This window comes from Cellulosimicrobium cellulans, from assembly GCF_016907755.1.
In the GTDB taxonomy this organism is placed as follows: Bacteria; Actinomycetota; Actinomycetes; order Actinomycetales; family Cellulomonadaceae; genus Cellulosimicrobium; species Cellulosimicrobium cellulans_D.
This window is the reverse complement of the sequence record NZ_JAFBCN010000001.1, coordinates 1,222,573-1,244,455: the sequence shown is the minus strand read 5'-3', so window position 1 is coordinate 1,244,455 and position 21,883 is coordinate 1,222,573. Positions and strand designations below refer to the sequence as shown.

19 protein-coding genes are annotated in these 21,883 nt (G+C 75.8%); 10 read left to right on the top strand and 9 right to left on the bottom strand.

Translation table 11 applies throughout. The annotated features are described in order from the left end of the window. Complete coding sequence (locus JOE63_RS05415; protein ID WP_374058995.1) at positions 1-1,398, top strand: M18 family aminopeptidase; 1,398 nt, start codon at positions 1-3, stop codon at positions 1,396-1,398. 68 nt (positions 1,399-1,466) lie between these two features. On the opposite strand, the gene JOE63_RS05410 is transcribed toward JOE63_RS05415, so the two are convergent. Further along, complete coding sequence (locus JOE63_RS05410; protein WP_204539716.1) at positions 1,467-2,123, bottom strand: SRPBCC family protein; 657 nt, start codon at positions 2,121-2,123, stop codon at positions 1,467-1,469. 103 nt (positions 2,124-2,226) lie between these two features. On the opposite strand from JOE63_RS05410, the gene JOE63_RS05405 reads away from it, so the two are divergent. Then, positions 2,227-4,749: a DEAD/DEAH box helicase gene (locus JOE63_RS05405; RefSeq protein WP_307839947.1), complete on the top strand. Its 2,523-nt coding sequence runs from the start codon at positions 2,227-2,229 to the stop codon at positions 4,747-4,749. 163 nt (positions 4,750-4,912) lie between these two features. Here the strand turns inward: JOE63_RS05405 and JOE63_RS05400 are convergent, their stop codons facing one another. The 8 genes from JOE63_RS05400 to JOE63_RS05365 all read right to left on the bottom strand — a co-directional run bounded on the left by JOE63_RS05400 (position 4,913) and on the right by JOE63_RS05365 (position 10,655). After that, on the bottom strand, positions 4,913-5,392 hold the full coding sequence (locus tag JOE63_RS05400) for an Rv3654c family TadE-like protein (RefSeq protein ID WP_204539711.1): 480 nt from the start codon (positions 5,390-5,392) through the stop codon (positions 4,913-4,915). Continuing rightward, positions 5,389-5,886: a TadE family type IV pilus minor pilin gene (locus JOE63_RS05395; RefSeq protein ID WP_307839946.1), complete on the bottom strand. Its 498-nt coding sequence runs from the start codon at positions 5,884-5,886 to the stop codon at positions 5,389-5,391. The genes JOE63_RS05400 and JOE63_RS05395 overlap by 4 nt, the downstream gene beginning before the upstream one ends. Positions 5,887-5,889: 3 nt before the next feature. Further along, the gene (locus tag JOE63_RS05390; RefSeq protein WP_167551039.1) at positions 5,890-6,096 is read right to left on the bottom strand and encodes a DUF4244 domain-containing protein; all 207 of its coding nucleotides are present in this window, start codon (positions 6,094-6,096) and stop codon (positions 5,890-5,892) included. Between the two features lie 246 nt (positions 6,097-6,342). Then, a complete protein-coding gene (locus JOE63_RS05385; protein ID WP_087471063.1) occupies positions 6,343-7,149 on the bottom strand; it encodes an aminoglycoside 3'-phosphotransferase in 807 nt (268 codons plus the stop codon). A 246-nt stretch (positions 7,150-7,395) separates the two neighbouring features. Then, a complete protein-coding gene (locus tag JOE63_RS05380) occupies positions 7,396-8,022 on the bottom strand; it encodes a type II secretion system F family protein (RefSeq protein ID WP_307839945.1) in 627 nt (208 codons plus the stop codon). Further along, positions 8,019-8,669 carry a hypothetical protein gene (locus JOE63_RS05375; RefSeq protein ID WP_239576627.1) on the bottom strand — a complete coding sequence of 217 codons (651 nt, stop codon included), beginning with the start codon at positions 8,667-8,669 and terminating at the stop codon, positions 8,019-8,021. The genes JOE63_RS05380 and JOE63_RS05375 overlap by 4 nt, the downstream gene beginning before the upstream one ends. 7 nt (positions 8,670-8,676) lie before the next feature. Next, on the bottom strand, positions 8,677-9,927 hold the full coding sequence (locus tag JOE63_RS05370; protein ID WP_374058994.1) for a TadA family conjugal transfer-associated ATPase: 1,251 nt from the start codon (positions 9,925-9,927) through the stop codon (positions 8,677-8,679). Then, positions 9,924-10,655, bottom strand: coding sequence for a pilus assembly protein FlpE (locus JOE63_RS05365; protein ID WP_204539709.1), 732 nt, complete (start codon positions 10,653-10,655; stop codon positions 9,924-9,926). Before JOE63_RS05365 ends, JOE63_RS05370 begins: the two co-directional genes overlap by 4 nt. A gap of 143 nt (positions 10,656-10,798) precedes the next feature. Between JOE63_RS05365 and JOE63_RS05360 the strand changes: the two genes are divergently transcribed. The 8 genes from JOE63_RS05360 to JOE63_RS05325 all read left to right on the top strand — a co-directional run bounded on the left by JOE63_RS05360 (position 10,799) and on the right by JOE63_RS05325 (position 21,848). Then, positions 10,799-11,614 (top strand): HAD family hydrolase, encoded by an 816-nt coding sequence (locus tag JOE63_RS05360; RefSeq protein ID WP_204539705.1) that lies wholly within the window; start codon positions 10,799-10,801, stop codon positions 11,612-11,614. Between the two features lie 331 nt (positions 11,615-11,945). Beyond that, a complete protein-coding gene (locus tag JOE63_RS05355; protein WP_087471060.1) occupies positions 11,946-13,436 on the top strand; it encodes an NAD-dependent malic enzyme in 1,491 nt (496 codons plus the stop codon). Positions 13,437-13,438: 2 nt separating this feature from the next. Next, positions 13,439-14,275, top strand: coding sequence for a TrmH family RNA methyltransferase (locus JOE63_RS05350; protein WP_307839944.1), 837 nt, complete (start codon positions 13,439-13,441; stop codon positions 14,273-14,275). A gap of 303 nt (positions 14,276-14,578) precedes the next feature. Beyond that, the gene (locus JOE63_RS05345; protein ID WP_204539703.1) at positions 14,579-15,136 is read left to right on the top strand and encodes an alternate-type signal peptide domain-containing protein; all 558 of its coding nucleotides are present in this window, start codon (positions 14,579-14,581) and stop codon (positions 15,134-15,136) included. 132 nt (positions 15,137-15,268) lie between these two features. Next, positions 15,269-16,969 carry a BspA family leucine-rich repeat surface protein gene (locus tag JOE63_RS05340; protein WP_204539701.1) on the top strand — a complete coding sequence of 567 codons (1,701 nt, stop codon included), beginning with the start codon at positions 15,269-15,271 and terminating at the stop codon, positions 16,967-16,969. 150 nt (positions 16,970-17,119) lie between these two features. Then, positions 17,120-19,138, top strand: a complete 2,019-nt coding sequence (acs, locus tag JOE63_RS05335) for an acetate--CoA ligase (protein WP_204539699.1) — start codon at positions 17,120-17,122, stop codon at positions 19,136-19,138. Between the two features lie 204 nt (positions 19,139-19,342). Next, positions 19,343-20,758 carry a cellulase family glycosylhydrolase gene (locus JOE63_RS05330; protein ID WP_204539697.1) on the top strand — a complete coding sequence of 472 codons (1,416 nt, stop codon included), beginning with the start codon at positions 19,343-19,345 and terminating at the stop codon, positions 20,756-20,758. Between the two features lie 115 nt (positions 20,759-20,873). Then, complete coding sequence (locus JOE63_RS05325) at positions 20,874-21,848, top strand: pentapeptide repeat-containing protein (protein WP_087471053.1); 975 nt, start codon at positions 20,874-20,876, stop codon at positions 21,846-21,848. Positions 21,849-21,883 lie beyond the last annotated feature (35 nt).

Sequence of the window (21,883 nt, the reverse complement as noted above, 5' to 3'; positions counted from 1 at the left end):
GTGACCTCACCGACCACGCCCGCCGTGACCGACCCGACCCTGCACGACCGCGCGCTCGCGCACGCCAACGACCTGGCGACGTTCGTCGAGGCGTCCCCGTCGTCGTACCACGCGGCCCACGAGGTCGCTCGTCGCCTGGAGGCCGTCGGCTTCGAACGGCTCGACGAGACGGCGGCCTGGCCGTCGGCTCCCAGCGGCGGGGCCGGATCCCCGGGCGGGCGGTACGTCGTCGTGCGCGACGGCGCGGTGATCGCCTGGGCGGTCCCCGCGGGCGCGACCGCGACGACGCCGTTCGCGATCCTCGGCGCGCACACCGACTCGCCCGGCTTCAAGCTCAAGCCGCGGCCCGGCGTCGTGCGCGAGGGCTGGTGGCAGGCGGGCGTCGAGGTCTACGGCGGGCCGCTGCTCAACTCGTGGCTCGACCGTGAGCTCGAGCTCGCCGGCCGCCTCGTCACGGCCGACGGCGTCGAGCACCTCGTGCGCACCGGCCCGCTCCTGCGCGTCCCGCAGCTCGCGATCCACCTCGACCGTGCCGCGAACGACGGGCTCGCGCTCGACAAGCAGCAGCACACGCAGCCGGTGTGGGGGCTGGCCTCGGCGGCCGGCCCGGCGGGGTCCGACGCGGTGGGTGCGGGGGCCGGGCCGGGCGGCGGCGACGTGGTCGCCGAGCTCGCGCACCACGCGGGCGTCCGGGCGAGCGAGGTCGCGGGCTACGACGTCGTCGTCGCGGACACGCAGTCGCCGCGCGTGTTCGGCGCGCACGGCGCGTTCCTCGCGTCGGGCCGCCTCGACAACCTGCTCTCCGTGCACGCCGGGCTCGTCGCGCTGCTCGAGGTCGCCGGGACGCCGGACGCCCCTGTCGGCGGCGACGTGATCCCCGTGCTCGCCGCGTTCGACCACGAGGAGATCGGGTCCGAGTCACGCTCCGGCGCGTCGGGACCGTTCCTCGCGGACGTGCTCGACCGGATCGCGGCCGGCCTCGGCGCGACGGAGGAGGAGCGGCACCGCCAGCTCGCGGCGTCGCTGTGCGTGTCGAGCGACGTCGGGCACTCCGTGCACCCCAACTACCCGGAGCGTCACGACCCCGCGAACCGGCCGCTCGCGGGCGGCGGGCCGATCCTCAAGATCAACGCGAACCAGCGGTACACGACCGACGCGCACGGTGCGGCGGCCTGGGCGCGCGCCTGCACGCGGGCGGGCGTGCCGAGCCAGGAGTTCGTGTCCAAGAACACCGTGCCGTGCGGCTCGACGATCGGCCCGCTCACCGCGACGCGCCTGGGCATCCGCACGGTCGACGTCGGCGTCCCCATCCTCTCGATGCACTCGGCCCGCGAGCTCACCGCCGTCGTCGACCCGTGGTACCTCTCCCGCGCGGTTGCGGAGGTCTTCCGCGGCTGAGCCACGCCTCACCGTCGAGTGCGGAAATTTGTCGTCGAACGGGGCCTTCGGCTGCACACGTCCCGCACTCAGCGGTGAGGGTGGCGCGTCGCCCGGTTGCGGACGCCGCGCAGCATCTTCTGCGTCATGAGAAAGCTCACCGGCTGTACCGCCTCGACCGTGGCCCGGCCCACGACACCGAGCGGGAGGTAGCGCTCGCGGACCAGCAGGCGTGAGCGCGGCACGCCGTCCTCGCCCGGCGGCAGCGGGCGGACGACGAACGCCCACGAGAACCGGAACGGCATCGTGTCCGGCTGTCCCGGTCCCGGCGAGCCGAGCAGCACGAGGTGCGAGCCCTGCTCCAGGAGCGCGACGCGCAGCGCGGCCTCGTCGGCGAGGCGGACGTCGTCGCCCACGGCCAGGCCCTGCCAGCGCTCCTCGATCGCGTCGGCGCTGTGGATGTCCAGGCCGACCAGGTTCTCCAGGGCGTCGTACGAGTAGAAGCCCCCGCGGCCCTGACCGAGCTGCACGAGCCACGGCCACACGTCCGCCGGCGGCGCGTCGACCGTGACGGCCCGCGTCGCGACGACGGCGCGCGCGTCCGGCACGAGGTCGTCGCCCGGCAGCACGCACTCGTGCTCGCCCTCCCACGTGCCCCAGGTCTGGGTCATGCGCCGGGTGAGCAGGAGCGCCCCGACGGCGAGCGCCGTCGTCGCCACGACCCGGACCCCGCGTACCGCTCCCATGCGTCGATCCTCAGCCGCGGGGCACGTGCCGCGCGAGGGCCGGAGGTCCCGAGCACGGCCTCCGTCGGCCGAAGGACGGGCCGGAGGTGGGAGACTCGGAGGCGTGCCGCACGCCCCCTCTCCCACCTCCCTGCGACCGACGAGCGCGGCCCTGCTCGACGTGCTGCGCGCGGGCGGACGGCGCGACGAGCGGCTGCTGCACGTGCGCGAGCTGCCCGCGCGGGAGGGCACGCAGGCCGACTGGCCGGGCTGGGCCGACACGTCGCTCGTCGCGGGGTACCGCACGCTCGGCGTCGACCGCCCGTGGGAGCACCAGGTCGTCGCGGCCGACGCCGCGTGGTCGGGCCGGCACGTCGCGCTCGCCACGTCCACGGGGTCCGGCAAGTCGCTCGCGTTCTGGCTGCCCGCGCTCACGGCGGTGCGGGCCGACGCCGCCGCGCGCGTCCTCGACCCCGGCCGCATCGAGTCGGTCGCGCGTCGCGGCTCCGTGCTCTACCTGTCCCCCACCAAGGCGCTCGCCGCGGACCAGCTCTCGGGGCTCCAGCGGCTGCTCGACGCCGCGGGGACGCGCGACGTGCGGGTCGCGACGTGCGACGGCGACACCGGGCAGGACGAGCGGCGCTGGGTCCGCGAGCACGCCGACGTCGTGCTGACCAACCCCGACTTCCTGCACTTCGCGCTCCTGCCGTACCACCGCGGCTGGTCGCGGCTGCTGCGCGACCTGCGCTACGTCGTCGTCGACGAGGGCCACGCCTACCGCGGGGTGTTCGGCGCGCACGTCTCCCTCGTCCTGCGACGCCTGCGGCGCCTCGCCACCCACTATGCGCGCGAGGGCGACCGGCCGCCGACGTTCGTCGTCGCGTCGGCCACGACCGCCGACCCCGCGACGAGCGCCGCGCGCCTCGTGGGGGTCGAGCCCGACGACGTCGTGACCGTCTCTCAGGACACCTCGCCCGCGGGGCGCAAGACGTTCGCGCTGTGGGAGCCGCCCGTCGTCGTGGGCTTCGACGCGGCGTCCACGGCCGGACCCTCCGACGCGTCCGCCGAGGGTCACGAGGACGACCCGACCGTCCCGACGACGGTCGACGTCGCGGCGGAGCACCCGCGACGCAGCGCGACCGCCGAGGCAGCCGACCTCCTGGCGGACCTCGTCATCGCGGGGGCGCGCACGCTCGCGTTCACGCGCTCACGCCGGGGCGCGGAGTCGGTCGCGGTCCAGACGCAGGACAGCGTGCGCGTCGTCGACCCGCGGCTCGTGCGACGCGTCGCCGCCTACCGGGGCGGCTACCTGCCCGAGGAGCGGCGCGAGCTGGAGGACGCCGTGCGCACGGGCGACGTCCTGGGCCTCGCGACGACCAACGCGCTCGAGCTCGGCGTCGACATCTCCGGGCTCGACGCCGTCCTCATCGCGGGGTGGCCGGGCACCCGCATGTCGGTGTGGCAGCAGGCGGGCCGCGCCGGGCGCGCGGGCGCCGACGGCCTCGTCGCGTTCGTCGCCCGGGAGGACCCGCTCGACACCTTCCTCGTGCACCACCCCGAGGCCGTGTTCGACGCCCCGCTCGAGGCGACCGTGTTCGACCCCGCGAACCCCTACGTCCTCGCGCCCCACTTGTGCGCGGCCGCGGCCGAGAACCCGCTGCGCTCCGACGACCTCGCGGCGTTCGGCGACCCCGACGCCGTGCGCGGCCTGCTCGACGTGCTCGTCGCCCGGGGCGCGCTGCGCCGTCGCGCGTCCGGCTGGTACTGGACGCACGCGCAGCCCGCGTCGGGCATGACGGACCTGCGCGGCTCTGGCGGCGCGCCCGTACGGGTCGCCGAGGCCCGCACCGGCCGGCTGCTCGGCACGGTCGACGCCGCGTCCGCGGACGGGTCCGTGCACGACGGCGCGGTGTACGTCCACCAGGGCCGCACCTACGTCGTCGAGCACCTCGACCTGACCGACCACGTCGCGCTCGTGCGCCGCCAGGACGTCGACCACGGGACGTGGTCGCGGTCCACGACGTCCATCACGATCGTCGACGACCCTGCCGACGGCGACGTCGCGGCGGGGCGCGAGGTCGTCGAGCGGTCCTGGGGACCCGTCGGCTGGGGCTACGGCCCGGTCGACGTGTGCTCGCAGGTCGTGAGCTTCCAGCGCCGCCGCCTGCCCGACCTGCAGGTGCTCGGCACCGAGACGCTCGACCTCCCCGAGCGCACGCTGCCGACCATGGCCGTCTGGTGGACGGTCCCCGCGTCCGTGATCGAGGAGGCGGAGGTCGACGCCGACGAGCTGCCCGGCGCGCTGCACGCCGCCGAGCACGCGTCGATCGGCCTCCTGCCGCTCCTCGCGACGTGCGACCGCTGGGACCTCGGCGGCGTCTCCACCGCCCTGCACGCCGATACCGGCGAGGCGACCGTGTTCGTGCACGACGCCTACCCCGGCGGAGCGGGCTTCGCCGAACGCGGGTACGAGCTCGGCGCGACGTGGCTGCGCGCCACGCGGGACGCCATCGCGCGCTGCCCGTGCCACGACGGCTGCCCGGCGTGCGTGCAGTCCCCCAAGTGCGGGTCGTACAACGCCCCGCTCGAGAAGGCCGCCGCCGTGCGCCTGCTCGACGCCGTCCTCGCCCACGCCCCCACCCCGTAGAGCCGTGGTCGCGCGAGGTAGAACCGTGGTCGCACGAGGTAGAGCCCTGGTCGCGCGAGGTAGAGCCGTGGTGTGCGCGAGGTAGAACCGGGTTTCTGTGCCGGACCGCGCGTGGTCGCCTGGGGTGGTCGGGGTGGGCGGTCACCGTGACCAGCGCGCTCGTTCAGCGTGCGGTCGCCGGACCCGCGCGGGCGGCGGCCGTCGCCCGGCCCAGCGCGACACCGAGGACGGTGACGCCGGCGGTCGAGGCGACGTCGACCCGCACGACGCCGGCGCCCTGCTCGGCGCACGTGGTGACCGCCGCCGCGTTGCGTGCCGCGACCTCGCGGGCGCGTCCGCACGGGTCCCAGCCGTCGCGAGCGGCCGTGGCGGCCGCGAGCGCCGCGAGGTCGGCGCCGGTCTGGGCCGCCCCGCGGGCCGCCTGGGCGTGCGCGAGCGCCGCCAGGCCGAGGGCGAGCACGAGGACGGCCGCGACGACGCCGAGCACCAGCACCGTGCCCGCGCCGCGCTCCTCGTCGGACGCCGCGTCGGGCGCCTCGTCGTGCCGCTCGATCTCGACCTGGGCCGCGCGGCGACGGGTGCTGCGGGACCGCCGGGCGCTCGCGGCGCGACCTCTCCTCCCGTCGGTCGCGTCACGGGTCATGGCTCGACCCACGCGACGGCCTCGCCGCTGGCGCGCAGCGGCGATCCCGAGAGCCACCCGCCCACCACGGGCGTCGTGACGCGGACCTCGACCCACGGGTCGCCGCGCACGACGCCGACGGTCGCGCCGTCCCCGGCCACCCGGAGCGCCGTCGCGCGCACGGTCGCGTCGTCCTCGCCGATGGCCGCCGCACGGGCGGCGGCCCTCGCCGCGTCGGCGGAGCGCATCTGTGCGCCCGCCGCCGCGGCGAGGGTGAGGACGACGACGAGGACGAGGACGACCGCCGGCAGCGCGACGGCGAGCTCGGCCGTGACCGCACCCCGCTCCCGGTCGTCGCGCGACCGGGCCCCGCGCGGACGGACCTCGCGCGGACCGACCTCCCGCGGGCAGGCCTCCCGCGGGCAGGCCTCCCGCGGGCCGACCTCCCGCGGGCTGAGCGCCAACGGCCTGGGCCAGCCCCACGCACCGGTGCCCGTGCCTGCGTCCCGTCGCACGGCTCAGCCCAGCGACAGCGCGCTGCGCACGATGCCGAGCAGCAGCTCGCGCACCTCGCCGCTCTTGAGCACGACGATGAGCAGCCCGGCGAATCCCGCCGCCGCGACGGTCGCGATCGCGTACTCCGCGGTCGCGAGACCGGCCTCGCCGTCCTGTCCCGTGCTCGTCCCCGTCAGGCGCGCGAGCGCGCGCCGAACCCGTCCTGGCATGTCAGGTCTCCCCTCTCGTGGCCCGCGTCCGCGGGCGGTCCAGGACACCGTGGCGGATCGCCGACCGGGTCCGCACCCGGCGCCGCGCCGCCGGTGGACGGGACCCTCGCGCGACGGACCTGTGGACGGCGACGGTCCCCGCGCCTCGGGGCATCGCCGTGCCGAGAACCCTGCGCGCGTGCGCGCCGAGGCTCCGCACCCGCCGGTCGTCGGTCGTCATGCCGAGGACCCCGCGGGCGCGGGCCGTCAGTCCCAGGTCAGCGGGTCCAGGAAGAGGTGGAACCGGAGCCGGTCCGCGTCGACCGGAGACCCGTAGAGCGGCTGGAGCTGATCCCGGAGGTGCTGCGCCTCGTCCGGCCAGGTGTCCTGCGCGCTCGCGAGCAGCAACGAGAGGTCGGCGTGCCGGTCGGCCGCTCCGAGGCGACCGAGGTCGACGAACCCGGAGACCTCCAGCGTCTCGGGGTCGAGCAGGATGTTGGGCAGGCAGAGGTCGCCGTGACAGACCACCTGGTCGGCCGCCTCCTGCTCCTGGCGCACGGGCAGCTCTGCGGTGAGCTCGGCGAGGAGGTCGTGGCCGGACCGGGACTCCTGCTCGGGACGCAGGAACTCCTGCCGCACGGCGCCACGCGCCACCACGTCCTGCGCCAGCGCGTACATGGTGCGCAGCCCGCGGTCGAACGGGCAGCCGCCCACGGGGACGTCGTGGAGCGCCCGGACCGCCGCCACGATGTTCGCCCACGCCCGGCGCGCCTGGTCGGGACCGACCTGGTCGGCGGGCGTCCCCGCCACCGCGGTGGTCGTCAGGACCGCCTCGCCTGGGGCTTCCGCCCATCCCAGCAGCCGTGGCCCGGGGATCCCCTGGTCACCGGCCCACCGCACGCGGTCACGTTCACCGGCCAGCGCGACCACCTCGTCGCCGTCCACGACCTTGGCGTACCGAGCCCCGTCCGTGCTCACGAAGACCCGGGCGGACGACTCGCCGCTACCGACCTCCTCCCAGAGCCCCTGGGCGAGGGCTCCCGGCTCGGTCGGGCCGACGGCAGTCGCTTCCATGGACTCACTGTAGTGAGCGGCCAGTCCGGCAGGAACGGCACTCATGCTCGACCCCGCACGAGCAAGAACCGGCACAGGTGCGGGCCGGGCACACGTGCACTCGGACCGGTCGCGGCCCTCCACGCGCTGGTCCTGTTGCCGACAGTCGCCCGCATGCCGAAGCGGGTGTGGGACCCGGACCTACCGACCGACCAGGGCTTCCGGCAGTCCGGCAGTACGTCGGGCCGACAGTCCGGCAGTCGACGGCTACCCGCCCAGCAGACCGGACCCCAGCGAGACGAGGACGGGCACCAGCCCGACGAGCACGAACGCCGGGAGGAAGCAGGCGCCGAGCGGGAGGACGAGGTGCACGGCGAGGCGCGCCGCGGCGGTCTTGGCCGCGGCGGTCCGGTCCTGCCGCGACGCCTGCGCCGCGGCCCGCAACGCGGGCGCGGGGGCGGCACCGTGCAGCCAGGCCGGGCGCAGCGCGCGCTGCACGACCGCGAGCCGCGGCGGGGCGCCCACCCAGGCGGCGTCCCACGACGCGCCGAGGAGGAGGGCCGCCCCCGCGGCCCGCAGTCCGGCACCGTCCCGACCCCCGACGCACGACCCGACCACGTCCAGGGCACGTGGGACGGCCGCGCCGGAGCGGACGGCCGCCGCGAGGAGCTCGAGGAGCACGCCGGTCTCGATCGGGGTCCCGGCGTCGTCCGGGCGCCCCCGGCCTCCGCGCCCGGTCCCCCGCTCCCCCTCGCCCCACGCCCCGTCAGGCGGGCCGGCGGCGCTCGCCGCGCGTCGCGCCACCCCGACGACCCGCTGCCCGACGGCCGACCGCGCCACCCACCACGGCGTCGTCGCCACCAGGACCCACGCCACCACCAGGAGCGCGGTCACCGGTCCTCTCCCGCGACGCGTGCCCGCTCGACGAGCCGTGCGGACCAGGTGCGCCCGGCGAGCAGGAGCAGGAGCCCGAGCAGCACCCCGACCGAACCGAGGCCGCCGTCGGTCGCGGTGCCGAGCGGGTCGGCGCCGAGGACGTATCCCAGCAGGACGCCCACCGCCGGGAGCCACAGGAGCACGCGCGCGGTCGCCCGGGGTCCGGCGAGCGCGGCGTCCCGCTCCGCGCGGGCCTCGGCGTCCGCCGCCACCGAGGCCGCGACCTCGTCGAGCACGGAGGCGAGCGGCGCACCCACCTCGAGCGCCAGGCGGCACGCCGCCACGAGGGCCTGCGCGGTCGCGGCCCCGCCCACGTGGGGCGCGAGGTCGACGACCCGGGGGACGCCCGCGGCGTCGACCCGCACCCCGACCGCGCGCTCCCACGCGACCCCGGGCGCGGCGCCGGACCGCAGGAGCGACCCCACCTGCGTCACGACGACGCGCACGAGCTCCGGCACCGCCTGCGTCCGGGTCCGGCGCCGCAGGAACGGCGGTGGCCCCGGACGCGGCGCCGGCGAGCCGACGACGCCGCGGGCCCGCCGCCCGCCCCGCACGGTCACGCACCAGGTCGCGGCCCCGACGAGGACGCCCACGAGGACCGTCATGCGGGCCTCACGCGCACCACCGCGCCACGAGCTCGTCCCAGGCCGGGCCCGCGACCGGTCCGGCACCGCCGCCGGAAGACCCACCGCGCGAGCCCGGCGACCCGTCCCACGACCCCGCGACGTCCACGCGCAGACCGCCCCGCTCGTCGCCCCGCACGACCCCGACCTGGGCGAGCACGCGCCGGGTCGTGCCGCCCGCGCGCACGCGGCGCAGGTGCAGCACCACGTCGAGCCCGCCGACGGCCTGCGCCGCCACGGCGGCCCGGTCCATGCCCGCGAGCGCCGCGAGAGCCTCCAGCCGGGCGGGGATCACCTCGACGTCGTTGGCGTGGATGGTCGCCAACCCACCCTCGTGGCCGGTGTTGAGCGCCATGAGCACCTCCCGGACCTCGGCGCCGCGGCACTCGCCCAGCACGATGCGGTCGGGCCGCATCCGCAGCGCGGCGCGCACGAGGTCGGCGAGGTCGACCCCGCCGGCGCCCTCGACGTTCGCCCGGCGCGCGGTGAGCGGGACGACGTGCGGGTGGTCCGGGTCGAGCTCGCGCGCCTCCTCGACGCAGACGATGCGCTCGTCGGGCGGGACGAGCGCGAGCAGCGCGGCGAGCAGCGTCGTCTTGCCGGTCCCGGTCCCGCCGGACACGAGCACGCTCGCGCGCCGGGCGACGAGCCCGCGCAGGACCGGCTCCCAGACGCGCGGGACCGTGCCGGAGGCGACGAGGTCGGCCAGCCCGAACGTCCGCGTCCGCAGCACGCGCAGCGAGATCACGGCTCCGGGCCCGCACACGGGTGCCACTACCGCATGGAGGCGCGTCCCGTCGGGGAGCCGGGCGTCGACCACGGGCGAGGCGTCGTCGAGGCGCTGCCCGCCCGCGGCGGCGAGCCGCACGGCCAGCGACCGCACGGCCTCCGGCCCGCCGATCGGGACGACGACCCGTTGGAGCCCGGCGCCGCGGTCGACCCAGACCTCGTCCGGCCCGTTGACGAGCACGTCGGTCACGCCCGGCTCGTCGAGGTAGCGCTGGAGAGGACCGGCACCGAAGATCTCCGCGTGCGCCGTGCGGGTGAGCTCTCGCAGCGCGGTGGTACCGAGCACGCGCCCGGACGCCCGCAGCGCGTCGGCGACGGCCGCGTCGTCGGGTCCCGCCCCCGACCCGGCTCCCGGCTCGGCGCCGGCGCGCACGAGGCGGTCCCGGACGCCGTCGAGCAGCGGGCCGCGCCCCCGCTCGGTCCGTCCCGGAGCCGCGTCGCGCCCGCTCACCGGTCGCTCCCCACGTACCGCACCGCGAGGTCCCGACCCGCGCGGACGACCGGCCCCCGGCCGGCGCGCGGACCCTGGCCGCGCTCGATCGCCCCGGCGAGCGCCCGGTCCCAGCCGACCGTCGCGGCGACCTCGAGCCCGACGGCGTCCGCGACCTCGCCGCCGGACAACCGTCCCGGGGCCGGCCGGCGCAGCACGAGCGCCGCCGGACCGGGGACCCGGTCGCGCACCGCCGCCGCGCCCGCGACCCCGGCCACGTCGAGCGGCGTCACGACCAGCACCTCGTCGCACGCCCCGAGCAGCGCGGGACCGAACAGGCCGGACCCGAGCGCACCGGACCCGAGCGCGGCACGGTCGACGTCGAGCACGAGCACCCCCGACCGCCCGGACGTGACCTCGGCGAGCGCCGCCACGACGTCCGCGAGCGCCGCGGGCTCCGGGCCACCGCCGCGCTCGGTGCTGACGACGGGGACCGTGCCCCACCGCGGCAGGCGCGCGAGGAGGTCCTCGCCGTCGAGCCGGCCGCGCGCGTCGGCGAGGTCGGGCCAGCGCACGCCCGGGTCCTGCTCGACGCCGAGGAGCACGTCGAGGCCACCGCCCACGAGCGCGAGGTCGACCAGGCAGGTGGGTGCGCGACGTCGCGCCACCGCGCGGGCGAGCGAGGACGCGACGACGCTCGCCCCTGCCCCGCCGCGCGCCCCCACCACCGCCACGACCGCTCCGCCCATCACGTCCTCCCCCGCCGCCCGTCGACCGGCGCCCACCCTGCCGTGACCGGCCGGTCGTCGTCGGGCCGCGCGCGCGACCTGTGGACGGGTGCCCCGGCGAGCGCTCCTGTGGACGGCCACGTTCCGCCGCTAGGCTCGCGACCGTGAACCCGCTCCCGGACCCGCCGCACCCGCCGCGCACCGGCCGGGTCGCCGCGTTCTTCGACCTGGACAAGACGATCATCGCGACGTCGTCGGCCGCGGCGTTCTCCCGGCCGTTCTTCGCCGGCGGGCTCATCAACCGCGGGGACGTGCTGCGCAGCGCGTACGCGCACTTCCTCTTCATGGTCGGCGGCGCGGACGCGGACCAGACCGAGCGGATGCGCGCGCACCTGTCGAGCCTCGTGACCGGGTGGGACGTCGCCACGGTGTCGCGCATCGTCGAGGAGACGCTGCACGAGCACATCGACCCCGTCGTCTACGCGGAGGCGGTCGAGCTCATCGAGTCCCACCACGAGCACGGGCACGACGTCGTCATCGTGTCCGCCTCCGGGAGCGAGGTCGTCGAGCCCATCGCGGCGGTGCTGGGCGCCGACCACGCGATCTCGTCGCGCATGGCCGTCGAGGACGGCCGGTACACGGGAGCGATCGACTTCTACGCGTACGGCGAGAACAAGGCCGTCGCGCTCCGCGAGCTCGCCGGGCGCGAGGGGTACGACCTGGAGGCGAGCTACGCCTACTCCGACTCCGTGACCGACGCCCCGATGCTGGGCGCCGTCGGGCACGCGTTCGTCGTCAACCCCGACCGGACGCTGCGCCGGCTCGCCGCCGAGCACGGCTGGGGCGCCCTGACGTTCTCGAAGCCCGTCGCCCTGCGGTCGCACCTCGCCGGGTCGACGCCGGTCCTCGCCGCGGCGGGGGTCGTCGCGCTCGGCGTCGTGGCGTGGCTGGTGTGGCGCGCGCTGCGCCGTCGGGGCTGAGCGCGGACGCTCGATCCGGACCTCCCGGACCAACCGCACCGGCCTGTTCGAACGGTCGTAGAACACGGTGTGCACGTCCCTCGCGCGCGGTTGCGTTCCTCTCCCGCCCGGGCTGTGATGGAGGGACAACAGCATCGCGGCGGTACCCACGCGCTGGAAGTCCACGTAGGGACTCGCTGACCGGACGGGACCCGGCCACGACGGCCACCCCGGACCGTTGCAGCGGACACGGTTGCACGCCTGATAGCCGCCACGATGCTGGCGGGACGGCGCTCCTGAGGGGGCGCCGTCGTCGTGCCCGGCAGGTGGTCGCCGCGCGATACTGGAGCCCATGACGTCAGCGCCGAGTGTCTCCTCCTCCATCACCGTCCGTCTCCAGGTCGAGGCGCGCCCCACCGCCGTGAGCGAGCTGACGACGGCGATCGAGCACACGGGCGGGATCGTCTCCGCGCTCGACGTCACGGCGTCAGGCCACGAGCGCATCACGGTCGACGTGACGGTCGCGACGCGCGGCGAGGAGCACGCCGGGCAGATCGTCGAGGCGCTGCGCGCGCTGCCGGGCGTCGTCGTCGACCGCGTCTCGGACCGCACGTTCCTGCTGCACCTGGGCGGCAAGCTGAAGATCGAGTCCAAGGTGCCGATCCGCAACCGCGACGACCTCTCGATGATCTACACGCCCGGCGTCGCGCGCGTGTGCGAGGCCATCGCGGCCAAGCCCGACGACGCGCGGCGGCTCACGATCAAGCGCAACACCATCGCCGTCGTCACCGACGGGTCGGCGGTGCTCGGGCTGGGCGACATCGGGCCGCTCGCCTCGCTCCCGGTCATGGAGGGCAAGGCCGCGCTGTTCAAGCGGTTCGCGGACATCGACGCGTTCCCCATCGCGCTCGACACGACCGACGTCGACGAGATCGTGCGGACCGTCAAGGCCATCGCGCCCGTGTTCGCGGGCATCAACCTCGAGGACATCTCGGCGCCGCGCTGCTTCGAGATCGAGGCGCGGCTGCGCGCCGAGCTCGACATCCCGGTGTTCCACGACGACCAGCACGGCACGGCGATCGTCGCGCTCGCGGCGCTGACGAACGCGCTCAAGGTCGTCGGCAAGGAGCTGCCCGACGTGCGCATCGTCCTGTCGGGCGCCGGCGCCGCCGGGACCGCGGTGCTCAAGCTGCTGCTCGCGGCGGGCGCGCACGACGTCGTCGTCGCGGACGTCGAGGGCGTCGTGCATCCCGGGCGTCCGGGCCTGTCCCCGTCGCTCGCGTGGACGGCGGTCAGCACCAACCCGCGGCACGTCACGGGGACGCTGCGCGAGGCCGTCGTGGACGCGGACGTCTTCATCGGCGTCTCCGCGCCCGACGTCCTCACCGGCGACGACGTCGCGCGCATGGCGCCCGGTGCGATCGTCTTCGCGATGGCGAACCCACGCCCCGAGGTCGACCCGGTCGAGGCGGCGCGGCACGCGGCGATCGTCGGCACCGGGCGCTCCGACTTCGCGAACCAGATCAACAACGTCCTCGCGTTCCCGGGCGTGTTCCGCGGCCTCCTCGACGCGCAGTCGCACCGCATCACCGACGGCATGCTGCTCGCCGCGGCGCGCGCCCTCGCGTCCGCGATCCACGAGGACCAGCTCAACCCCACCTACATCATCCCGAGCGTGTTCAACCCCGAGGTGACGACCCTCGTCGCCGCCGCGGTCGAGCGCGCCGCGCGCGAGGCCGACGAGGCCGAGCCCGCCGCGCTCACCGGCGGGCTCCCGCGCGTCGCGCCCGCGACGGTGCCCACGTCGGTCTCGCCGACCTCGACCACCACCCCGGAGGCCTGACCGTGCAGCGCGTCACCACCCGCAACGCCGCGTTCCAGCAGTGGGAGGCGCTCCTCACCAACCGCACCAAGCGGCACCGCGCGGGCGAGACGCTCGTCCAGGGGGTCCGCCCGATCACGCTCGCGGTCGAGTCGGGCTGGACCGTGCGGACGTGGCTCGTCGACGCGGACCGGTCGCTGTCGAGCTGGGCGCACGCGATGCTCGACCGCGTCCGCACCCAGCGGTTCGCCGTGTCGTCGGAGCTCATGCGCGAGCTCGGTGGCAAGGACGACGACGCGCCCGAGCTGCTCGCGGTCGTCGCGACGCCGCCCGACGACCTGGGGCGGATCGCCGTGGGCGGCCGCGCCTCCGGGGACGACGCCGCGTTCCTCGGCGTCGTGCTCGACCGCCCCACGAGCCCGGGCAACGTCGGGACCGTCGCGCGCTCGCTCGACGCGTTCGGCGGCGGCGGGCTGGTCGTCGCGGGGCACGCCGCGGACCCGTACGACCCGCGCGCCGTGCGCGCCAGCACCGGCTCGATCTTCTCCGTGCCGACGGTCCGCGTCCCCGCCGGGCGCGACGTCCTGGAGTGGGTCGCCGCGCAGCGCACGGCCGGGGTCCCGCTGACCCTGCTCGGGACGGACGAGCACGGCGACGTCGAGCTCGCCGAGCACGACCTCACGGGGCCGACCCTCGTCCTCACCGGCAACGAGACGTCCGGCCTCAGCGCCGGGTGGCGCGAGGCGTGCGACGTCATGGTCAGCATCCCCATGCTCGGCTCGGCGAGCTCGCTCAACGCCGCGAGCGCCACGACGGTCGTGCTGTACGAGGCGGTGCGCCAGCGCCGGGCGCGCGGCTGACCCGAGGCCCGGTCTCCCGCTCCGGCCCGACGGCGGGCCTCGCCCCGCGGACCCGGCACGCTGGTCGTGCGCCGGGCCGCGCGCCGGGCCGTGCGCCGGGCCGCGCGCCAGGCCCGGGACGACTCAGTCCCGGCCGCCGACCCTCAAAGTTGCCTCGGGCATCCGTAACGGTCCTGGTGGGCGCGTCGTCGCTACCTACTCAGTCGCCCGTGCGCACCCCCGTGCGGTCTCGCGCGACCCGATCCTGCTGGAAGACGGGCGCGCGCGGTGCGCGACCGACCCACCCAGAGGGGATCGAGCACCATGACCACCACCACGAAGAAGAACCACGGGGCCGTCAAGGGCTCGGTCGCCGCCGCGGCCGGCGTCGCCGTCCTCCTCGGCGGTGCGGGCACGTTCGCGCTGTGGAACCAGAGCGGCGCGATCGGTGGAACCGGCACGGCCGTCGGACAGCTCGAGGCGACGTTCGGCAGCGCAACCTGGGTCGACGACACCCCGGGCGCCAACAAGGGTCACACGATCGACGCCATCACCGACTTCCGGCTCGTTCCCGGTGACGTGCTCACGGGCACCGTGCCGGTCTCCGTGACGGCGGAGGGCGAGAACATCCTCGTCGATGCCGCCGTCACCTACGGAGACAGCTTCACGCTTCCGGAGGACGTGACCGCCGACGTCCAGCTGCTGGACGGCACCACCCCCGTCACGACGATCACCGACACCGGCTCGACGCCACGCACGCTGAGCGCCGTCGTCACGATCACCTTCGACGAGACCGCCGGCGGCTCGATGACCGAGGCCGTCGACCTCAGCCAGATCGACGTCTCGCTCCAGCAGAAGGCCGCCGACAACCAGCTTCCCTGACCACCCACGATCCCCACGGGCGGGGCGGTCGCGCCCCCTTCCTGCCCCGCCCGTGGCTCCACCGGCCTCCCCGCCGGACCGCCGGTCGCCGACCGGCCCGCACGACTCGCACCCTCAGACGGGACACCTGACATGAACGGCCAGGCACGCTCCACGAGCCCGCTGCGCGCGACCCTGCTCGCCGCGGCCGCGGCGGTCGTGCTGCTGATCTCGCTGCCGGCCACGGGGGCGTACGCGGCGTGGAACGACAGCGCGCCGCTCGGCACGTCGTCGGTGACCACCGGCAGCCTCGGCCTCGACCAGGACGCCCTCCCCGGCGGCACCTGGACGAGGTCCGGGTCGCCGTTCGACCCGGCGACCGACCGGCTCACGGCGGGCACGACGCTCACGCACACCGTCGTGGGGGTCCCCGTGACCGCCGTCGGGGACAACCTCCGGGCCACGTTCACGGTCGCCGGCGCGCGGGTCCCGGCCGCGGTCGCGGACCACGTGTCCGTCACCGTCTCGTCGGACCCCACGCCCGTCCTCGGCGCTGACTCGGACGCGGACGGACACCAGTCCGTGGCGCTCGTCCTCACCGTCGCCGCGGACGCGGGGCTGCCGTCGGGCACGCAGACGGTCGACCTCACCGGCCTCGTCGTGACGCTCACGAACGGGCACGGCTGGACGGACACCGCGACGCTCGACGCCGGCACGATCACCACCGGCGCGGCGCCGCCTGCGGGCGGGACCGTCGCGTTCGACTTCGACCTGGGGCTCGACGCCGACCGGTCCCTGTGCCTCTACCTCACGGAGCCGGACGCCACGATCAACTGGCGCGACTACGCGAGCGGGGCAGGCGAGGTCTCCGTGCCCGCCGTGGACGGCCGGAACTGCCACACCTACGCGGGCACCGGCACAGGGCAGGCCTACGTCACGGTCACGGGCACGTTCGAGGGCCTGGGGTCGCCCACGCAGACGGTCGCCGAGATCGGTGCCCTCAAGGGCGTCAACCAGTGGACGGACGCCGTCGGCACCACCTCCGCCGCGTACGCCTTCTCCAACGCCGTGAACATGACGTACATCAACGGTGCGCCGTCCACGATCACGGACTTCTCCTCCGCGTTCGCGAACGCGTCGACGGCCACGTCCCAGGAGCTCAGCGTGAACGGCCTCCAGACCGCGAACGTCACCACCATGGCGCACATGTTCGACGGCGCCGGCAGCATCAACTGGTGGAGCATCGTCTCCGCCTCGATCCCCTGGGACACCTCGAACGTCACCGACATGTCGGCCATGTTCCGGAACTCGACGATCGGGGCCCACACCCTCCGCTTCGACACCTCGAACGTCACCGACATGTCGGACCTGGTCGGGTCGCTGCCGGGCGGCGGCCGCCACGACGGTCAGCGACGCCCGGTCCAGCAGGTGGACGTCGTCGACGAGGACCACCGCGGAGCGGGTGCCCAGGGCCTCGGCCAGCACGGCCGCCGCGTCGGCCGCACCGCCGCGGCCCGAGCCGCGGGGCCGCAGCACGGGGGGTGGGTCGCGAAGGCGGCGAAGGGGACGGCGTCGCCCGTCCCCGCGCCGGGCAGCTCCACGACCGCGGTGCCCGACGACCGCAGCGGCCCGACGAGCGCGCGCAGGACGGTGCTCTTGCCCGACCCGGCGTCGCCGCGCAGGACCACGTCGTGGCCGGCCCGCAACCACCCCGTGACCGCTCCGAGCGCGTCCTGGTGGACGAAGGTGATCTGGCCCACTGGCGCGTCTCCCTCCCCCGTCCGGCGCGCCACCCCAGGATGTCAACCCCCCTCACGGACGGCGACCGGAGACGCCGCGGACCGAGTTTGCTAGGAGGGCGCCCGAATCATGGACGCGGTGACCCGCGTCACGCGCGAGGTCTAGACTCGCCCGCGACGAGGCCCTACAGGGACCCGCCTCCCCGGGCGCGACGCGTCGCGCGCCGGCGGACCGCACCAGAGTCGATGCGCACCGGAGGTCAGCGTGCCAGAGAACGAGTCCACCACTGCCCAGCCCGGGTTGGAGAACCTCCTCCACGAGACCCGGAGCTTCCCGCCGAGCCCGGAGTTCGCCGCGCAGGCGAACGCGCAGCCCGAGCTCTACGAGGAGGCGCGGGCCGACCGGCTCGCGTTCTGGGCGCGGCAGGCGAACGACCTCGTCACGTGGCGCACGCCGTTCACCGAGACGCTCGACTGGTCGCAGGCCCCCGTCGCGCGCTGGTTCGCGGACGGCACGCTCAACGCCGCCTACAACGCGGTGGACCGTCACGTCGAGGCGGGCCTGGGCGACCGGGTCGCGATCCACTTCGAGGGTGAGCCGGGCGACACCCGCACGGTGACGTACGCGGAGCTGCAGCGCGACGTGTCGCGCGCCGCCAACGCGCTCGCGGCGCTCGGCGTCGAGACCGGCGACCGCGTCGTCATCTACCTGCCGATGGTCGTCGAGGCCGTCGTCGCGATGCTCGCGTGCGCGCGGGTGGGGGCACCGCACTCGGTCGTGTTCGGCGGGTTCTCGGCCGACGCGCTGCGCAGCCGCATCGCCGACGCCGAGGCGAAGCTCGTCATCACGGCCGACGGCGGGTACCGCCGCGGCGCGGCCTCCGCCCTCAAGCCCGCGGTCGACGAGGCGCTCGCGCCCAAGGAGGGCGCGGACCCGACCACGGTCGAGCACGTGCTCGTCGTGCGTCGCACGGGCCAGGACACCGCGTGGACCGAGGGCCGCGACGTGTGGTGGCACGACGCGCTCGAGTCGGCCGACACGACGCACACGCCCGTGTGGGTCGAGGCCGAGCACCCGCTGTTCATCCTCTACACGTCCGGCACGACCGGGAAGCCCAAGGGCATCCTGCACACGACCGGCGGCTACCTCACGCAGGCCGCGTACACGCACCGCAACGTCTTCGACCTCAAGGCCGAGAGCGACGTCTACTGGTGCACCGCCGACATCGGCTGGGTCACGGGCCACTCGTACGTCGTCTACGGGCCGCTGCTCAACGGCGCGACCCAGGTGATCTACGAGGGCACCCCGGACTCCCCGCACCAGGGCCGCTGGTGGGAGATCGTCGAGAAGTACAAGGTCTCGATCCTCTACACGGCGCCGACCGCGATCCGCGCGTGCATGAAGTGGGGCGAGGAGATCCCGGCGAAGTTCGACCTCTCGTCGCTGCGCGTCCTCGGCTCGGTGGGCGAGCCCATCAACCCCGAGGCGTGGATGTGGTACCGCCGCGTCATCGGCGGCGACCGCACGCCCATCGTCGACACGTGGTGGCAGACCGAGACGGGCGCGATCATGATCTCGCCCCTGCCGGGCGTCACGGCCGCCAAGCCGGGCTCCGCCCAGGTGCCGCTCCCGGGCATCGTCGCGGACGTCGTCGACGACGAGGCACACTCCGTGCCGAACGGGGGCGGCGGATACCTCGTGCTGTCCGAGCCGTGGCCGTCGATGCTGCGCGGCATCTGGGGCGACCTCGAGCGCTTCAAGGACACGTACTGGTCGCGCTTCCCGGGGATCTACTTCGCGGGCGACGGCGCCAAGAAGGACGAGGACGGCGACATCTGGCTCCTCGGCCGCGTCGACGACGTCATGAACGTCTCGGGCCACCGCCTGTCCACCACGGAGATCGAGTCCGCGCTCGTGTCGAACGAGATCGTCGCCGAGGCGGCGGTCGTCGGCGCGAGCGACGACCTCACGGGCCAGGCCGTCGTCGCGTTCGTCATCCTGCGCGGCGAGCACGCGGCCCGGGCCGCGGACGCCGACGGCGCCGCCGCGGTGCAGACCGACCTGCGCAACCACGTGGCGAAGGAGATCGGGCCCATCGCCAAGCCGAAGCGCATCCTCGTCGTGCCGGAGCTGCCCAAGACGCGGTCCGGCAAGATCATGCGCCGCCTGCTGCGCGACGTCGCGGAGAACCGCACCGTCGGCGACGCGACGACCCTCGCCGACTCGTCGGTGATGGACCTCATCTCGGCCGGCCTGCAGAAGCCGTCGTCCTCGGACGACTGACCGGCCCACCGCCGACCACGGGGTTGGTGTCGTTCTCCGGCGGAGAACGACACCAACCCCGTTCTCGTGGGCGGGCGGGCTCGTTCTCGGCGGCGCACGACGTCGCTTAATCGGTTCAGGCCTGCCCGACGGCGGCGCCCCGACCCCACGATGTCGGGGCACGCCGACCCGGGCGTGCGCAGCCGACAGAGACGAGGTCGTCCCATGAGCCGCACCGCTCCCGCACCCGACGCCGCCCGACCGCCCGGGACCGGACGGTCCGCCCCGCTCGTCGCCGCGCTCGTGACCGCCGCGGTCCTCGCCACGTGCGGCGCGGTCGCGACGGTCACCGCGCGGTCGGCGGCGGCCACCGAGACAGATGCCGGGGCGGACACCCCGCCGGGCATCCACGTCGCGGACGGGAGGGTCGTCGAGGCCGACGGTACGGACCTCGTGCTGCGCGGCGTCAACCACGCCCACACCTGGTACACCCACACCACGGGGTCCTTCGCCGACATCAAGGCCACGGGCGCCAACACGGTCCGCGTCGTCCTGTCGAGCGGAGACCAGTGGACGCGCAACTCGCCCGAGGACGTCGCGCACGTCGTCGACCTGTGCGAGGAGAACCGCCTCGTGTGCGTCCTCGAGGTGCACGACACGACGGGCTACGGCGACCAGTACGCGCCCGACGCCGGCACGCTCGACCAGGCGGTCGACTACTGGGAGGACCTGTACCCGACGCTCGCCGGCACCGAGGACTTCGTCCTCGTCAACATCGGCAACGAGCCGTTCGGCAACGACGCGACGGTCAACCAGCGGTGGGCGCCCGAGACGTCGGCCGCGATCCAGCGCCTGCGCGGCATCGGCTACGAGCACGCGATCGTCGTCGACGCCCCCAACTGGGGACAGGACTGGACGAACGTCATGCGTGCCGAGGCGCAGGGCGTGTTCGACGCCGACCCGGACGCGAACACGATCTTCTCTATCCACATGTACGGCGTGTACGCGCAGGCGGCGACGGTCACGGACTACCTCGAGGACTTCGTGGACGCCGGGCTGCCGATCATGGTCGGCGAGTTCGGCTGGAAGCGCGCCGAGGGCGACGTCGACGCGGACGTCGTCATCGCGGAGGCGAACCGACTCGACCTCGGCTGGCTCGCGTGGTCGTGGAGCGGCAACACCGACCCGTACCTCGACCTGGTCCTCGGGTTCGACGCCGCGGCGCCGAGCGCGTGGGGGACGCGCGTGATCGACGGTCCGGGCGGCCTGCGCGAGACCGCGGTCGAGGCGTCGTGGTTCGGCGGCGACGGGCCGGTGGACCCGACCGACCCTCCGGACGACGGGGCGTGCTCGGCGACGGTCCGCGTCGCGAGCTCGTGGCCCGGCGGGTGGCAGGGCGAGCTCGTCGTCACGGCGGGTGACGTCGCGGTCGCGGGCTGGACGGCGACGTTCGCGCTGCCCTCGGGCACCGCCGTCGCACAGCTGTGGGGCGGCGTGCACGGCGCGACCGCCGCGGGCGAGCAGGTGACGAACGCCGCGTGGAACGGCGCCCTCGCCGCGGGCGCCACGACGACCGCCGGGTTCATCGCGACGGGCGCCGCCCCGACCACCGCCCCCGCCGTAGCCTGCACCGCTCCCTGAGCCCGCACGCCGGTCGCGGGACGGCGGCCGGGTCGCACCGGACCCGGTCGCCTTCCCGCGCCCGCTCCCCGATATGTCCGTGCCCGGCGTCCCGCGGACGGCGTAGCGTCGGGACGTGCCACCCGTTCCCGCGGCCGACGGTCGCGCCCTCCTCGTCGAGCAGCTCGGCCTGCGCAGCGACTGCTCCCGCTGCACCGGCCTGTGCTGCGTCGGGCTGCACCTGGTGCGCTCCGCCGACTTCGCGATCGACAAGCCCGCGGGCACGCCCTGCCCGAACCTGCGCGACGACTTCGGCTGCGGCATCCACTCACGGCTGCGCGAGTCCGGGTTCCCCGGCTGCGTCGCGTACGACTGCCTCGGGGCCGGCCAGCGCGTGACGGCGGCCGTCCGGTCCGCGCACGACGGCGCGACGTGGCGCGACGACCCGGCCGCCGCGAACGACGCGTTCGCCGCGCTCCCCGTCGTCACGCAGCTCCACGAGCTGCTCTGGTACCTCGCCGAGGTGCTGTCGCTCCCCGCCGCGGCGCCCGTGCACGACGACGCCCGGCGCGCCCTCGACCGGACCGCACCCCTCGCGGACCTCGCCCCGGCGGACCTCCTCGCGCTCGACGTCGGCGCCGTCCGCCGCGACGTCGGTCCGTTGGTCGACCGCGCGAGCGCCCTCGTGCGCGACACGGCTCGGCGCGGCGCGTCGCGCCGTCCTCGCCGTCGAGAAGATGCGGGCACCGGGTCGCGGGCGGTACGCGGCGGAGGACATGCCGCGGGGCACGTCCGGGGGAAGCCGGGGCACGCCGTCGGGCACCGGGCGCCGGACGGCGGCGTGCGCCGCCGCCTGCGGCCCGGCGCGGACCTCGTCGGCGCCGACCTGCGCGGTCTCGACCTCACCGGGTCCGACCTGCGCGGCGCGCTGCTGCTGGGCGCCGACCTGCGCGACGCCCGGCTGGACGCCGTCGACCTCCTCGGCGCGGACCTCCGGGGAGCCGACGCGCGCGGTGCCGACCTCGCGCGTGCGCTCTTCCTCACCCCGGCGCAGGCGGGCGCCGTCCGCCGGGACGACCGCACGACCCTCCCTGCCGCGCTCCGCCCCTGACCTGGGGGCACCGCGACATCGGCACTCCCTCTCGA